Raw genomic sequence first — 13,182 nt, 5'->3', positions numbered from 1 at the left:
ATCGGCACGATGTTGGCCACGTTGCGGATCACGAACAGCTCGCCCGGCCCGGCATCGAAGATCGCCTCCGGCGCAACCCGGCTGTCACAGCAGCTGATCACCAGGATCTCCGGCGTCTGGGTCTCGGCGAGGTGGGCGAAGCGCTTCTGCTCGGACGGAAAGCGCCCCGACAGGAACGCCTGGTAGCCGTTGGTGAGGAACTCGGGAAACATGAACTCTCCTTGCCGTGCGGATGGCCGCGTCCGCGGAATCCGGCTCAATGATCGTGCCAAGTCAGAACGTGCGGCTCGCGGGGGATAGTCCCCGCCACGAGCGCGGCTGCCAGATCGGCCAGCCCGGCCGGCTCGACGTGCTCGCCGCTCGCCCGCAAGTCCTCCAGCGGCCACCACCGGGTGCCGATCACCGGGTTGTCCTCGGTCTCTGCGAGGCGGCTCGTGTCCACGCGGTCGTCGGGAAGGCGGACCAGGAAATAGCGCTCGCGGGCGTCCCGCGACTGGCGGAACAGGTGGAAGGGGCCGTCGCAGGCCGCGACCTGCGGGCCGATCTCAACGTCGCCGCGGCCGATCTCCTCCTCCAGTTCGCGCCGGCAGGCGGTGACGTGGTCCTCGCCCGGCTCCAGACCGCCGCCGGGCATGAACCAGAACCGCATGGGCTCGCCGTCCGGTCCACGCGCGTGGACCGAGGCGTAGGCGATCAGCAGGATCCGGTCCTGCGGATCGAGGACGATCGCCCGGGCGATGTGACGGATCGGAAGCGGAGTCGGGGTGCTCATGCGCCAGAGCTAGGGCGGGACGCGGGTGTCGGACACCGACACCGCGGCGCTTCGCGCGCGGCCGTGAGGTCACGAGAGGGGTCCCGGCCCCCGGAACGGGCCGGCCCGACCGCCGCCTCACCGCCATCCCGGGGCCGCGCAGGGGCAGCCGGGATCCCGATCCGCCGACGCGACGCGCCTCTGCGCCGGTGGTGATTCGGCCGTCCGGGCTCGCCTGCGGCGCCGCGGAACGGCGTCGATCCTCCCCTGAAGAGCCGTCACCGCCGGACGAGCGGTCACCCCCGGGCGCGGTCATCCGACGCGTCGCCTGCGGCGCGGCGACGGATTTCGGCCGTCGGACGAACGTGCGCAATTCGACGATCCGGCACGGGACCGATACTGTATTCAATCTCAAGAACCGCACTGACTCCGGAATATATTTGCTTATATATAATATTCGTGTTTACTCGAATCTGCGAAACAGGAACGGCCTATCCCAGGGAGGATGTCCGATGTCGCGCGTGTGGATCCCACCCAGTGCCGCCCTGATGCTCCTGATCGGGGCATCCGGCGCCTTCGCCATGCCGATGGGCGGCTCGTTCACGCTGCACTACGACGGCCAGAACATGCAGCCGATCGCGCCGGGCAAGATGAGGATCGAGGAGCGCGGCACCGGCATCAACAAGAGCCCGGGCCAGCCCCTCGACAACGCCCAGGTCACCATCGTGGAGACGGTGACGATGGAGAGCGGGCAGGGTCCGCTCAAGGGGACCATCACCTTCACCACGCCGAACGGAACGACGACCAGTCCCTATACGGGCCGGGTGACCACCGACGCCCTGGGGCGGGTCACCGCCGTGGGCGCGTTCAAGGTCGCCAAGGCGACGGGGGCGTTCGCAGGTCTGAAGGGCACCGGATCGTTCACCGCCGTCTTCGCGTCGCCCACGGACCAGACCACCCAGTGGCAGGGCGAGTTCAAGCCGCCACCGGCCCTGGCCTCGACGCGCTGAGGCGCGCCGGCCTCACGGGGTCGGCGGGGACGCCCGCACGGCCGGCGCCCAGATGACCACCGGCAGGCCCTCCCCGTCCCGTCCCGGCGGGTCGGGGAGGGGCCGCGCCCGTCCCGCGAGGATGTCACCCGCGACCACCAGCGCCGCCAGGGCGTCGAGGTGATCGTCCTCGGGGATGCCCCTGGCCCGGGCGTCGAGCAGCGCCGTCGGCAGCCCGGCCGCGGCGAGGAGCGCGCGCCGGAGGTCCAGGCCCTGCCGGGCCCGTCCCCCCTTCTTCGGCAGGCCGAGCGGCCGTTCGCCGTTGAGGGCATGGAACGCGACCTCCGGGTGCACCTCGTGGACCCGCCCGCGTGCCTCCGGGCGCTCCCGCAGGAGCGTGTCGACCGCGCGGACGTAGCGGAAGATGTTGTAGCCCTGGATCGAGGGCGCGAAGGGCGGGTCGCTGGCGGCCCGCGAGGCGGCCTTGGCGGCCGCGTAGTCGGGCGCGTAGACGGCGGCCCGCGGCGGCATCGGGAAGACCGAGGAGCGCGCCGGTCCGAGCCGGGCGCGCGCCGCCAGATCGGCCGCCCGGCCGCCGCCGAGAATCCGGTCGGGCAGGCCGATCGGTACGTCGATCCCGACGATCAGGGGCTGCTCCGGTGCGTCGAGGAGGGCGGCCACGTCGGGAAACAGGGCGCAGCGATGCCGGCCGGGATCGTCGAGGTCGATCAGCGCACCCGCCCAGGCGCCGCGGCATCCGTCCAGCCCCGCGACCCAGCGCGCCATCTCGCGTCCTCCGCCCCCGTGGCCCCCGGTCTTCTTGCCCCTGCGCGCGCGGAAAGCTATCCGCGTCGCGGCGGGCTCCGCCGCCCCGGGAGAAGCGTGATGAGCGAGATCCGTCCCCGCCGCAGCGTGCTGGCGATGCCCGGCTCCAACGCCCGCGCCCTGGTGAAGGCGCAAACCCTCCCCGCCGACGTGATCCTGATCGACCTCGAGGACGGCACGGCCCCGGACGCCAAGGCGGCGGCGCGCGCGCAGGTCGCCGCGGCGGTGGCCGCGCGCGGCTTCGGCCACCGGGAGGTGGTGGTCCGGATCAATCCGCCCGAGACCGAGGACGGCGAGGCCGACCTCGCGGCGCTCGCCCGGGCCGGCGCCGACGCGATCCTCGTGCCCAAGGTCCGCACCTCGGACACGCTGATCGCCGTCGGCTCCCGCCTGCGCCGCCTCGGCGCGCCGTCGGACACCCGGGTCTGGGCGATGATCGAGACCCCGCTGGCGGTGGTGAACGCCGCCGAGATCGCCGGCGCGGCCCGGGACGTGGACGGGCGGCTCTCGGCCCTGGTGATCGGCCCGAACGACCTGCTGAAGGCCGCCCGCATCCGGCCGCCGGGGCGGTCGGCCCTGGTGCCGTGGCTGATGACCGTGCTGGCCGCCGCCCGGGCCTACGAGATCGACGCGATCGACGGCGTGTTCACGGATCTCCGGGACGCGGCCGGCTTCGAGGCCGAGTGCGCGCAGGGCCGCGACCTGGGCTTCGACGGCAAGATGCTGATCCATCCGAGCCAGATCGATCCCGCCAACGCCGCCTTCGCGCCGGACGCCGAGGAGATCGCGCAGGCGCGGCGGATGCTCGACGTGTTCGACGCCCCGGAAAACCGCGCGCGCGGGGTCGTCGCGGTGGACGGCAAGATGGTCGAGCGCCTCCACGTCGAGGTGTCCCGGCGGACGCTCGCGATGGCCGAGGCGATCGCGCGGCTCGGCGCGTGAGCGGCCTGCGGGAGGTCGGCCTGCGGCTGCTGGATCCGCGGCTGCCGGGCTGGGGGTTTCCGCGCTGGGGCTCGTCGGCCGCCGCCGGCCTCGACCTGCACGCCTGCCTTGACGCGCCGCTGATCCTGCCGCCGCGGACCAAGGCGGCGCTGATCCCGGCGGGGTTCAGCGTGCTGATCCGCGATCCCGACTGGTGCGGGCTGATCCTCCCGCGCTCGGGCCGGGGTCACCGCGACGGCTTGGTGCTGGGCAACGGCACCGGCGTCATCGACGCGGATTACGAGGGTCCGCTGATGGTCTCCGCCTGGAACCGCGACGACGCGGAGCCGGCGCGGATCGAGCCGGGCGAGCGGATCGCCCAGCTCGTCTTCACCCGGATCGCCCGGCCGGCGCTGACCCTCCTGGACGGGCCGGCCGGCCCCGGCTCGGAGCGGGGCGCGGGCGGGTTCGGATCGAGCGGACGGTAGGGCGGCGCTCAGTCGAGGGTCTTGCCGAGACGCCCGGCCAGATCCTGGATGAACTGAAAGGCGGTGCGGCCCGAGCGCGAGCCGCGGGTGGTGGCCCATTCCAGCCCCTCGGCGCGCAGCTGCTCCGGCGGAACATCCAGGCCGTAGCGGTCGGCATAGGCGCGGATCATCCCCAGGTACTCGTCCTGGCTGCACTTGTGGAAGCCGAGCCAGAGGCCGAAGCGGTCCGAGAGCGAGACCTTCTCCTCCACGGCCTCGCCGGGATTGATCGCCGTCGAGCGCTCGTTCTCCACCATGTCGCGGGCGAGCAGGTGGCGCCGGTTCGAAGTCGCGTAGAACAGGACGTTGCCCGGTCGGCCCTCGATGCCGCCGTCCAGGGCGGTCTTCAGCGACTTGTACGAGGTGTCGTCCGCGTCGAAGGAGAGGTCGTCGCAGTAGACGAGCCAGCGGTGCGGGTCCGGCCGGAGCAGGGCCATCAGGTCCGGCAGCGCCTCGATGTCCTCGCGGTGGATCTCCACGAGCTTCATCGGCCGGCTGCCGGCGGGCCGGCGGGCGTTGATCTCCGCATGGGCCGCCTTGACCAGCGAGGACTTGCCCATGCCGCGGGCGCCCCACAGCAGGGCGTTGTTGGCCGGCAGGCCCCGGGCGAAGCGCTCGGTGTTCTCCACCAGGATGTCGCGCGCCCGGTCGATCCCGGTGAGCAGGCCCATCTCCACCCGCGCCACCTGCGGCACCGGGGTCAGCCGCCGCTCCGGCCCCCACAGGAAGGCGTCGGCGGCGTTCGGGTCGAAGGCCGGCGGGGCGGCGGGGGCCGCCCGCTCCAGGGCGGTGGCGATGCGCTCCAGGAGGGGCATCAGGGCGTCGAGGGTCGCGGGGCTCGTCATCGGATCGGGGGGTTCGCTTCCGGGTCGGTCAGGCCGCCGGTTCTACGGGGAAGATCCAGCGAAATCATCCGTGTCCCCATGCATGGCGCGGACCTTCCGAACGCGAACCCGCATCGGGCGTTGGATATCCCGGCAGGTCGAGCCACGCGCCCGCCGGGGAGCATCGATGGATACGGGGCCGACGATCCGGATCACCCAAGTCGCGGATTACGTCTTCACCGTCGATTTCGGCGCGGCCCTGCCGGCGCTCCTCACCGACGAGGCGCCGCCGATCGGCGGCGGGACCGGGCCCTTCCCCGAGCAGCTGCTGATCTCCGGCGTCGCCAACTGCCTCTGCGCCAGCCTCGTCTTCGCCCTGGGCAAGTTCCGCCAGGAGGCGCGCGGCGTCGCCGCCGAGGCGTCCTGCCGGGTGGAGCGCAACGCCGAGGGACGGCTGCGCGTCACCGGGATCGGCGTCCACATCCAGCTCGGGGCCGCGGCCGCCGAGATGCCGCGGATCGACCGGGTGATCGCGCAGTTCGAGCGGTTCTGCACCGTCTCGGAGAGCGTGAAGGCCGGGATCCCGGTGGCCGTCTCGGTGGCCGACCGCGACGGCACGCGCCTGAAATGACCGATGCGCCGGGGACAAATCGGCCGCCCGGCGCATTGCCGCAACATCAACCGGCCGCCGAAGCCGGACGAGGACACGCCATGACGGATCACACGCGAGAGCCCGCCCGCGCCCCCGAGGACCTGGCCGCCCTGTTCAACCGACGCGCCAATGCCGGCGACGTCGAGGGGCTCGTCGCCCTCTACCAGCCCGACGCGGTGGTGGCGGCGGGCCGCGTCGTCGCCACGGGCCACGCCGAGATCCGGAGCTTCTACACCGACCTGCTGGCGCGCAAATCCGACTTCCCGGCGCCGGAGACGCCGCCCCCCCTGCGCAACGGCGCGCTCGCCCTGACCTTCGCGCGGCTGCCCAACGGCGCGTTCTCGGTGGAGGTCGCCCGGGAGCAGCCCGACGGGACGTGGCTCTGGGCGATCGACCAGCTCAAGCTCGCGCCGCCGAAGGGCTGACGGGCGGCCCGGACGCTGCCGCGCGCTTGTCCCACCGGGCGCGATGCGGCAAAGCGGGGCCCGCGCGCCGACGCCGCGCAGAAGACCCGAGCCGACTCGATGCACGACATCCGCGCCATCCGGGACAACCCGGACGCCTTCGACCGCGACCTCGCCCGCCGGGGCCTCGCGCCGCTCTCGGCCGAGCTGATCGCCCTCGACGAGGCGCGGAAATCCTCGGTCTCGGCCGCGCAGGCCAACCAGGAGCGGCGCAACGCCCTGGCCAAGGAGGTGGGCGGCGCCAAGAAGGCCAAGGACGAGGCGCGCGCCGCCGCCCTGATGGTGGAGGTCGCGGCGCTGAAGGGCGCCGAGCCCGAGCTGAAGGCCGCGCAGGAGATGGCCGACAGGGCGCTGGCGGACCGACTCGCCGCGATCCCGAACCGGCCGAAGGCCGATGTCCCCGAGGGCGCGGACGAGCACGGCAACGTCCTCTACCGCAGCCACGCCGCCACCCGCGAGCGGCTGAACGCGGGGAAGGAGCATTTCGAGCTCGGCGAGGCTGCCGGGCTGATGGATTTCGAGGCGGCGGCCAAGCTGTCGGGCTCGCGCTTCGTGGTGCTGAAGGGTCAGCTCGCCCGGCTGGAGCGGGCCCTCGGCCAGTTCATGCTCGACCTGCACACGCAGGAGCACGGCTACCTGGAGGTGGCGCCGCCGATCCTGGTGCGGGACGCCGCCATGTTCGGCACGGCGCAGCTGCCGAAGTTCGAGGACGACCAGTTCTCGGTGTTCAAAGGGCTGGACGCAGTGAAGGCGCTGGAGACCGCGACGGATCCGGCGCCGGCCAACGCCGAGAAGTTCTGGCTCGTCCCCACCGCCGAGGTGCCGCTGACGAACCTCGTGCGCGAGGCGATCCTCCGCGAGGAGGAGCTGCCCCTGCGCTTCACCGCGCTCACGCCGTGCTTCCGCGCCGAGGCCGGGGCGGCGGGGCGCGACACCCGCGGCATGCTGCGCCAGCACCAGTTCAACAAGGTCGAGCTGGTCTCGATTACGACGCCGCAGGAATCCGCCAACGAGCACGAGCGGATGCTGACCTGCGCCGAGGCGGTCCTGAAGAAGCTGGATCTGCCCTATCGCGTCATGACGCTCTGCACCGGCGACATGGGCTTCGCCAGCCAGAAGACCTACGACATCGAGGTCTGGGTGCCGGGCCAGCGCACGCACCGCGAGATCTCGTCCTGCTCGGTCTGCGGCGACTTCCAGGCCCGGCGGATGAACGCCCGCTACCGGGGCAAGGACGGCAAGCCGGCCTATGTCCACACCCTCAACGGCTCGGGCGTGGCGGTCGGCCGCGCGCTCATCGCCGTGATGGAGAACTACCAGAACCCGGACGGGAGCATCACGGTCCCGTCGGTGCTCCACCCCTACATGGGCGGGCTCAACCGGATCGAGGGCACCCGCTGATGCGCATCCTGGTCACCAACGACGACGGCATCCACGCGCCGGGGCTCAGTACCCTGGAGGAGATCGCCCGGGAGCTGTCGGACGACGTCTGGGTCGTGGCGCCGGAGAGCGACCAGTCCGGCGTGTCCCACTCGCTCTCGCTCAACGACCCGCTGCGGCTGCGGCAGGTCTCGGAGCAGCGCTTCGCCGTGAAGGGCACCCCGTCGGACTGCGTGATCCTGGGCGTGCGCCACATCCTGGGGGATCACGGGCCGGACCTCGTCCTGTCGGGGGTCAACCGCGGCCAGAACGTCGCCGAGGACGTGACCTATTCGGGCACGATCGCGGCCGCCATGGAGGGGACGATCCTCGGCATCCGCTCCATCGCGTTGAGCCAGGCCTACGGCGTGGGCGGGCGCGGCGCGCTCAAGTGGGACTGCGCGCGGACGCACGGGCCGAAGGTCGTCCGCAAGATCCTGGAGACCGGGATCGAGCCCGGCATCCTGGTCAACGTGAACTTCCCGGACTGCGAACCGGCCGACGTGCAGGGCATCGCGGTGGCCGCGCAGGGCTTCCGCAACCAGGCGCTGCTGTCGATCGACGCCCGCGTCGACGGGCGCGGCAACCCGTATTTCTGGCTGGCCTTCGCCAAGGCCCGGTTCGAGCCGGGCCACGGCTCGGACCTCAAGGCCATCGCCGAGAAGCGGATCGCGGTGACGCCCCTGCGCCTCGACCTCACCGACGAGCCGACCCTGACGCGCTTCGCGCAGGCGTTCGCCGAGTGACCGATTTCGGCAGCCTGGAGGAGGCTGCCGGCAACGCCGCCTTCGTGATGGCGCTCCGGGGCAGGGGCCTGCGCGACACCGCGGTCCTGCGCGCCATGGAGCTGGTGTCGCGGGAGACGTTCGCGCCGCAGCAGCTTCGGGAGCACGCGCGACGGGACATCGCCCTGCCGCTGCCCTGCGGCGCCTCGATGACGGCGCCCGTCACGGTGGCGCTGATGCTCGCCCTGCTGCGGGTCGAGCCGGGCCAGCGCGTCCTGGAGATCGGCACGGGCTCCGGCTACGCCACCGCCCTGCTCGCCCGGCTGGGGGCCGGCGCGGTGCTCAGCCTGGAGCGCTACGGGACGCTCGCCGCGGACGCAGCGGCACGGCTCGCCCCCCTGTCCGAGGTGCACGTCGTCCAGGCCGACGGGCTCGCCCCGGAGTTGCCGGACGGGGGCTTCGACCGGATCCTGGTGCACGGCCGGGTACCGGACATCCCGCACCACTGGCGGGCCGCCCTCGAGCCCGGCGGCCGGCTGGTGACCGGCCTCGACGGCGACGGGTGCTGCCGGGTCGCCGTGCTGGCGACGCCGGAGGCGGATCCCGAGCCGGGCGCGCCGGTGCGGCTTGCCGCGCTAGTCCCGGGGCTGGGGCGGGTTCTCTGATGCCGCGGGCGGACGGCCGGACCGGCAGCGCCGTTTGGATCATGCCGCGGCGCGTAAAAAACGGTCGTGGGACCGTCACCCCGTCCGCCGCGCCGCCCGCCACAGGCGCCACAGGCGGCGCCAGCGCGGCAGCTCGACGGGCGTGTTGAGCGGATCGTAGGAGGCTCGCTCCATGGCGGCGAGGTACGGCTCCACCAGCGCCACCGGCAGGAACGCGGCGCTCGCCGAGGGCGCGATGCTCGGGCGCGCCGCCGCGAAGGCCTTGAGGTGCTGGCGGGCGAGGTCGCGCAGGTCGGCGCAGGCGCGCCGCAGGCCCGGCCCGCCGCGGCCGGTCACGATGTCCTCGCGGGTAACCCCGTAGCGGGCGAGCACGTCGGCCGGGAGATAGACTTGGCCGGAGCGGGCGTGCCAGGGCAGGGCGCGCAGGAGACCGGTGATCCCGTAGGCCACGCCGGCATGGCCGGCCGCGCCCGCGCCGCCCGGCTCGGCGCCGCTGCCGATCACGAGGCTCGCCAGCCGGAACAGGGCCGAGGCCGTCTCGCCGCAATACCCTTCGAGGTCGTTCACCCGCGGCATCGGATCCTCGTAGAGGTCGAACACGCGGGCATCGATCAGGTCGACGAAGGGTTGCCGCCCGAGGCGGTTCACGCGGATCGCCTCCTCCAGGGCGGCCGCCACCGGATTCGCGCGCACGTCGCCCCGCGCCTCGCCCTGGAGGGCGTCGCGCCACCATTGCAGGCGGATCTCGCCGGCCATGGGATTCGAGGCGGCCTCCCGCACCCGGGCGACGGTCAGGCTGAAGGCGTAGAGCGCGAAGAGGTGGGGCCTGGCGGCGGCCGGGGCGAACAGCGTCGCGTAGTAGCGGTCCGGGTCGCCGGCCCGCACGAGATCCTCGCAATGGGACTGCGCGAAGGCGAGTCCGGTCTCGGCCGTCCTGCCATCCGCCTCCGGCATCAGGCCACCGCGATCAGGGCGGCCGCGACCTTGCGGTTCTCGGCCACCAGGATGTTGTAGGTGCGGGCGGCCGCCCCGGTCTGCATCACGTCGAGGCCGACGCCGAAATCCTTGAGCCAGCCCCGCAGGGCGGGGTCGATCGCCGCGATGTCGAGGCCGGTGCCGACGAGCAGAAGCTCGATCCCCGCCGCCTCGGCCTGGACCGGGCGGAGCGCCGTGCGGTCGATCGCCCGGGGCTCCGTCACGTCCCAGGCGCGGACCCCCGTGGGCAGCATCAGGATCGAGCCGCGATGGGACATCCCGGCGAAGCGGAAGCCGCCATTGCCGTAGGTGTCGATGATGTGGCGCCCCGGCACGAAGCCGGACTCGAAGTTCTTGGGACTCGGCTGATCGGCCATCTGGGGAAAAAGACTACTCCGCCGGTTGCGGGACGCCCGACCGCTCGGCCGCCGCGCGGGCGCCCGAGAGCATCAGCCCCAGGTAGATCAACACCGGCGTCGAGACGAAGATCGCCGAGTAGGTGCAGATCACGACGCCGCAGAGCATCACCACGGCGAAGCCCTTGATCGCCTCGCCGCCGAACAGCACGAGCGCCAGGAGCGACAGGGACGACGAGATCGACGTCATCACGGTGCGCGACATGGTCGAGTTGATCGACAGGTTGAGCAGGTCGACGGTGGGGATCGTCTTGTACCGGCGCATCAGCTCGCGGGTCCGGTCGAACACCACCACGGTCTCGTTGAGCGAGTAGCCGACGATCGTCAGGATCGCGGCGATCGACGTCATGTTGAACTCGATCCGGGTGATGATGAACACGCCGACCGTCAGCACGATGTCGTGGAGGGTGCCCACGATGGCGCCGAGGGCCAGTTCCCGCTCGAAGCGGAACCAGAGGTAGAGCAGCACGGCCACGACCGAGAGCACGACGCCGAGCGTGCCGGACTGCACGAGTTCGCCGGAGACGCGCGGGCCGACGGTCTCGGTGCGGCGGAAGTCGTAATCCTTGTCGAAGGCGGCGTGCGCCTTGTTCATCACCGCCGTCTGGCCCTGCTCGCCGGGCTGGAGGGGCAGGCGGACCAGCACAGTGCCCTGGTTGCCGAGTTCCTGCACCTCGGGCTCGCCGAAGCCGAAGCCCGCGGCCGTGTGCCGGATCGACGCCACGTCGGCGGTACCGGACTTCGCCTGCAGCTCGACCAGGGTGCCGCCCTTGAAGTCGATGCCGAAATTCAGGCCGATCGTCAGGAACAGCGCCACGGTCGCGAGCGACAGCGCCGCCGAGAGCGGGAAGGTGAAGCGCCGGAATCGCATGAAGTCGAAATGCGATTCATCGGGCCAGAGGCGGAGCAGGCGCATGGTCGTGTCTCTTCTACCGGAGCCGCGACGCGGGAAGCCGGGGCGCGGCTCCCCTCTCCCGTTCGGGAGAGAGGTCTGTCGCGCCACACGCGCTTCCCGTGTCGCCCCTCCAAAAACTCAGAACGGCAGGGCCTTCGGCCGGAAGGTCTTGTACCACACCGCGATCATCATGCGGGTCAGCGTCACCGCGGTGATGACCGTGGTCAGGATGCCGAGGATGAAGACCACGGCGAAGCCCTTCACCGGGCCCGAGCCGAGGAAGAACAGGATCAGGGCGGCAATCGCCATGGTCGAGTTCGAGTCGATGATCGTGGCGAAGGCCCGGTCGAAGCCCGCCTGGAGCGCCGAGATCAGGGAGCGGCCGGCATGGCTCTCCTCGCGCATGCGCTCGTAGATCAGCACGTTGGAATCGACCGCCGTGCCGATCGTGAGCACGATGCCGGCGATGCCCGGGAGCGTCATGGTCGCCTCCAGCACCGACATCAGGCCCAGGATCAGCCCGACGTGGACGATCAGGGCGATGTTGGCGATGAAGCCGAACGTCCCGTAGGTCGCGAACATGAAGGCGACCACCAGGCCCGCCGCCACCAGGGTCGCGAGCTTGCCGGCCTCGATGGAGTCGCGGCCGAGGCCCGGGCCGACCACGCGGCGCTCGACCACGGTGAACTTCGCCGGCAGGGCGCCGGCCCGCAGCAGGACCGACAGGTCGTTGGCCTGCTGGACGGTGAAGTTGCCGGTGATCTGGCCGGAGCCGCCCGTGATCGCCGAGCGGATCACCGGGGCCGACACGACCTCGTTGTCGAGCACGATCGCCATGCGCCGGCCGACATTCTCCGAGGTCGCCTGCCCGAAGCGCTGCGCGCCGCGGAGGTTGAACTTGAAGCTCACCATCGGCTCGTGGGACTGCTGGTCGAAGGCGGGCTGCGCGTCGGTCAGTTCGCCGCCGTCGGCCATCACCCGGCGCTCGACCGGGACCTTGGCGCCCTTCTCGTCCTTGGAGGGCAGCATGTCGACGTCGCCCGAGGGGCTGTCGGCGAGCATGCGGAACTCGAGCTTGGCGGTGGAGCCGAGGAGCCGCTCGAGCCGCTCGGGGTTCTGCTCGCCCGGGACCTGGATCAGGATCCGGTCGGCGCCCTGCTGCTGGATCGACGGTTCGGTCGTGCCGGTGGAATCGAGGCGGCGCCGGATGACCTCGATGCCCTGGCTCACGGCCCGGCGGGTGCGGTCGGTGATGCCGGCATCGGTGAGCGTCAGGCGGAGCACGCCGCCGGGCTGCTCGGCGATGTCGAGGGTGCGGGCGGCGGTCTGGCCGAGGGACGTGGTGATCGGCTGCGACAGCTCCTGGAGCTTCGGTAGCACCTTGGCACGGGCCGCGTCGTCCGCGACCTTCACCTGGACGCCGCGCTGGAGCAGGCCGATGCCGCCGTCGGCGCGGACGTTCTCCTGCTGGAGCACCCGGCGCACGTCGTCGCGCAGGGCCTTGGCCTGAGAGGCGATCAGCTCGTTCTGGTCGACTTCGAGCAGGAGCTGCGAGCCGCCCTGCAGGTCGAGGCCGAGGACGATGGCGCGGGTCGGCACGACCCAGCTGGGGAACCAGGAGGGCAGGCTGGCGACGAACCCCTTGCGCTGCTCCGGCGAGAAGAAGCTCGGCACGGCGAGCATCAGGCCGATCAGGATCAGGCCCAGCGTCGCGATGATCTTCGCACGGGAGAAGCGCAGCATGGGCCGTCTTTTTCTCTTGTGGGCCGGCGCGTTACGCCGGCCGGTTCAAACGCGGGTTCAGGCGGCCTTCACCGAGCCCTTGGCCCGGACCTCGGAGATCATCGACCGGACCACCCGCACGCGGACGTTGGGGGCGATCTCCACCTCGATCTCGGCCTGGTCGTCCGCCGCCTTGGTCACACGACCGACGAGGCCGCCATTGGTGACGACCGTGTCGTCCCGGCGCACGGACTTCAGCAGCGTCTGGTGATCCTTGACCCGCTTCTGCTGCGGCCGCAGGATCAGGAAGTACATGATCACGAAGATCAGGACGAACGGGACCACCTGAAAGGCGATCTCCGCTCCGCCAGCGGCCGTACCGGCCGCTTGCGCGAAGGCGGGGGTGATCAAC

The 13,182-nt window shown here is 71.9% G+C and carries 17 protein-coding genes; 8 read left to right on the top strand and 9 right to left on the bottom strand.

The features are described from left to right. Positions 1-212 (bottom strand): carbonic anhydrase (locus MKK82_RS06805; protein WP_279602833.1); only part of this gene is annotated, 212 nt, incomplete at its 3' end. 44 nt (positions 213-256) lie between these two features. Next, the gene (locus tag MKK82_RS06800) at positions 257-772 is read right to left on the bottom strand and encodes an NUDIX hydrolase (RefSeq protein ID WP_238287518.1); all 516 of its coding nucleotides are present in this window, start codon (positions 770-772) and stop codon (positions 257-259) included. Between the two features lie 491 nt (positions 773-1,263). On the opposite strand from MKK82_RS06800, the gene MKK82_RS06795 reads away from it, so the two are divergent. Then, entirely contained in the window at positions 1,264-1,761 is a 498-nt protein-coding gene (locus MKK82_RS06795; RefSeq protein ID WP_238287516.1) for a hypothetical protein, read from the top strand. 12 nt (positions 1,762-1,773) lie between these two features. Here MKK82_RS06795 and MKK82_RS06790 read toward each other — a convergent pair whose 3' ends face one another. Then, positions 1,774-2,526 (bottom strand): DUF429 domain-containing protein, encoded by a 753-nt coding sequence (locus MKK82_RS06790; protein ID WP_243985051.1) that lies wholly within the window; start codon positions 2,524-2,526, stop codon positions 1,774-1,776. A 99-nt stretch (positions 2,527-2,625) separates the two neighbouring features. Here MKK82_RS06790 and MKK82_RS06785 point away from each other — a divergent pair, with 99 nt between their 5' ends. Both MKK82_RS06785 and dut read left to right on the top strand, forming a co-directional pair. Next, positions 2,626-3,507, top strand: a complete 882-nt coding sequence (locus MKK82_RS06785; RefSeq protein WP_238287512.1) for an HpcH/HpaI aldolase/citrate lyase family protein — start codon at positions 2,626-2,628, stop codon at positions 3,505-3,507. Further along, the gene (gene dut, locus MKK82_RS06780) at positions 3,504-3,974 is read left to right on the top strand and encodes a dUTP diphosphatase (protein ID WP_238287510.1); all 471 of its coding nucleotides are present in this window, start codon (positions 3,504-3,506) and stop codon (positions 3,972-3,974) included. Before MKK82_RS06785 ends, dut begins: the two co-directional genes overlap by 4 nt. Before the next feature lie 8 nt (positions 3,975-3,982). On the opposite strand, the gene MKK82_RS06775 is transcribed toward dut, so the two are convergent. Continuing rightward, positions 3,983-4,858, bottom strand: coding sequence for an ATP-binding protein (locus MKK82_RS06775; RefSeq protein ID WP_238287508.1), 876 nt, complete (start codon positions 4,856-4,858; stop codon positions 3,983-3,985). 166 nt (positions 4,859-5,024) lie between these two features. On the opposite strand from MKK82_RS06775, the gene MKK82_RS06770 reads away from it, so the two are divergent. The 5 genes from MKK82_RS06770 (at position 5,025) to MKK82_RS06750 (ending at position 8,762) form a co-directional block, all read left to right on the top strand. Beyond that, positions 5,025-5,468 carry an OsmC family protein gene (locus MKK82_RS06770; protein ID WP_149310873.1) on the top strand — a complete coding sequence of 148 codons (444 nt, stop codon included), beginning with the start codon at positions 5,025-5,027 and terminating at the stop codon, positions 5,466-5,468. 80 nt (positions 5,469-5,548) lie between these two features. After that, positions 5,549-5,914, top strand: coding sequence for a nuclear transport factor 2 family protein (locus MKK82_RS06765; protein ID WP_238287506.1), 366 nt, complete (start codon positions 5,549-5,551; stop codon positions 5,912-5,914). Between the two features lie 99 nt (positions 5,915-6,013). Continuing rightward, on the top strand, positions 6,014-7,354 hold the full coding sequence (gene serS, locus MKK82_RS06760) for a serine--tRNA ligase (protein ID WP_238287505.1): 1,341 nt from the start codon (positions 6,014-6,016) through the stop codon (positions 7,352-7,354). Next, positions 7,354-8,118, top strand: coding sequence for a 5'/3'-nucleotidase SurE (surE, locus tag MKK82_RS06755; protein ID WP_238287504.1), 765 nt, complete (start codon positions 7,354-7,356; stop codon positions 8,116-8,118). Before serS ends, surE begins: the two co-directional genes overlap by 1 nt. Then, entirely contained in the window at positions 8,115-8,762 is a 648-nt protein-coding gene (locus tag MKK82_RS06750) for a protein-L-isoaspartate O-methyltransferase family protein (RefSeq protein WP_238287502.1), read from the top strand. Before surE ends, MKK82_RS06750 begins: the two co-directional genes overlap by 4 nt. 75 nt (positions 8,763-8,837) lie before the next feature. Here MKK82_RS06750 and MKK82_RS06745 read toward each other — a convergent pair whose 3' ends face one another. The 5 genes from MKK82_RS06745 to yajC form a co-directional block, all read right to left on the bottom strand. After that, positions 8,838-9,716, bottom strand: coding sequence for a phytoene/squalene synthase family protein (locus MKK82_RS06745; RefSeq protein WP_238287501.1), 879 nt, complete (start codon positions 9,714-9,716; stop codon positions 8,838-8,840). Next, positions 9,716-10,114, bottom strand: coding sequence for an Mth938-like domain-containing protein (locus MKK82_RS06740; RefSeq protein WP_238287499.1), 399 nt, complete (start codon positions 10,112-10,114; stop codon positions 9,716-9,718). Before MKK82_RS06740 ends, MKK82_RS06745 begins: the two co-directional genes overlap by 1 nt. Positions 10,115-10,127: 13 nt before the next feature. Next, entirely contained in the window at positions 10,128-11,069 is a 942-nt protein-coding gene (gene secF, locus MKK82_RS06735) for a protein translocase subunit SecF (protein ID WP_238287498.1), read from the bottom strand. Positions 11,070-11,186: 117 nt separating this feature from the next. After that, a complete protein-coding gene (secD, locus tag MKK82_RS06730) occupies positions 11,187-12,791 on the bottom strand; it encodes a protein translocase subunit SecD (RefSeq protein WP_238287497.1) in 1,605 nt (534 codons plus the stop codon). Positions 12,792-12,848: 57 nt separating this feature from the next. Then, the gene (gene yajC / locus MKK82_RS06725; protein ID WP_238287496.1) at positions 12,849-13,181 is read right to left on the bottom strand and encodes a preprotein translocase subunit YajC; all 333 of its coding nucleotides are present in this window, start codon (positions 13,179-13,181) and stop codon (positions 12,849-12,851) included. Position 13,182 lies beyond the last annotated feature (1 nt).

This window comes from Methylobacterium sp. E-046 (genome assembly GCF_022829625.1).
Lineage (GTDB): Bacteria > Pseudomonadota > Alphaproteobacteria > Rhizobiales > Beijerinckiaceae > Methylobacterium > Methylobacterium longum.
This window is presented reverse-complemented; position numbering and strand designations above follow the sequence as displayed.

Bases quoted from the DNA above. Each gene is read 5' to 3' on its own strand.
- MKK82_RS06800 (WP_238287518.1), bottom strand. From the start codon at position 772: ATGAGCACCCCGACTCCGCTTCCGATCCGTCACATCGCCCGGGCGATC.
- MKK82_RS06795 (WP_238287516.1), top strand. From the start codon at position 1,264: ATGTCGCGCGTGTGGATCCCACCCAGTGCCGCCCTGATGCTCCTGATC.
- MKK82_RS06790 (WP_243985051.1), bottom strand. From the start codon at position 2,526: ATGGCGCGCTGGGTCGCGGGGCTGGACGGATGCCGCGGCGCCTGGGCG.
- MKK82_RS06785 (WP_238287512.1), top strand. From the start codon at position 2,626: ATGAGCGAGATCCGTCCCCGCCGCAGCGTGCTGGCGATGCCCGGCTCC.
- MKK82_RS06775 (WP_238287508.1), bottom strand. From the start codon at position 4,858: ATGACGAGCCCCGCGACCCTCGACGCCCTGATGCCCCTCCTGGAGCGC.
- MKK82_RS06770 (WP_149310873.1), top strand. From the start codon at position 5,025: ATGGATACGGGGCCGACGATCCGGATCACCCAAGTCGCGGATTACGTC.
- MKK82_RS06765 (WP_238287506.1), top strand. From the start codon at position 5,549: ATGACGGATCACACGCGAGAGCCCGCCCGCGCCCCCGAGGACCTGGCC.
- serS (WP_238287505.1), top strand. From the start codon at position 6,014: ATGCACGACATCCGCGCCATCCGGGACAACCCGGACGCCTTCGACCGC.
- surE (WP_238287504.1), top strand. From the start codon at position 7,354: ATGCGCATCCTGGTCACCAACGACGACGGCATCCACGCGCCGGGGCTC.
- MKK82_RS06745 (WP_238287501.1), bottom strand. From the start codon at position 9,716: ATGCCGGAGGCGGATGGCAGGACGGCCGAGACCGGACTCGCCTTCGCG.
- MKK82_RS06740 (WP_238287499.1), bottom strand. From the start codon at position 10,114: ATGGCCGATCAGCCGAGTCCCAAGAACTTCGAGTCCGGCTTCGTGCCG.
- secF (WP_238287498.1), bottom strand. From the start codon at position 11,069: ATGCGCCTGCTCCGCCTCTGGCCCGATGAATCGCATTTCGACTTCATG.
- secD (WP_238287497.1), bottom strand. From the start codon at position 12,791: ATGCTGCGCTTCTCCCGTGCGAAGATCATCGCGACGCTGGGCCTGATC.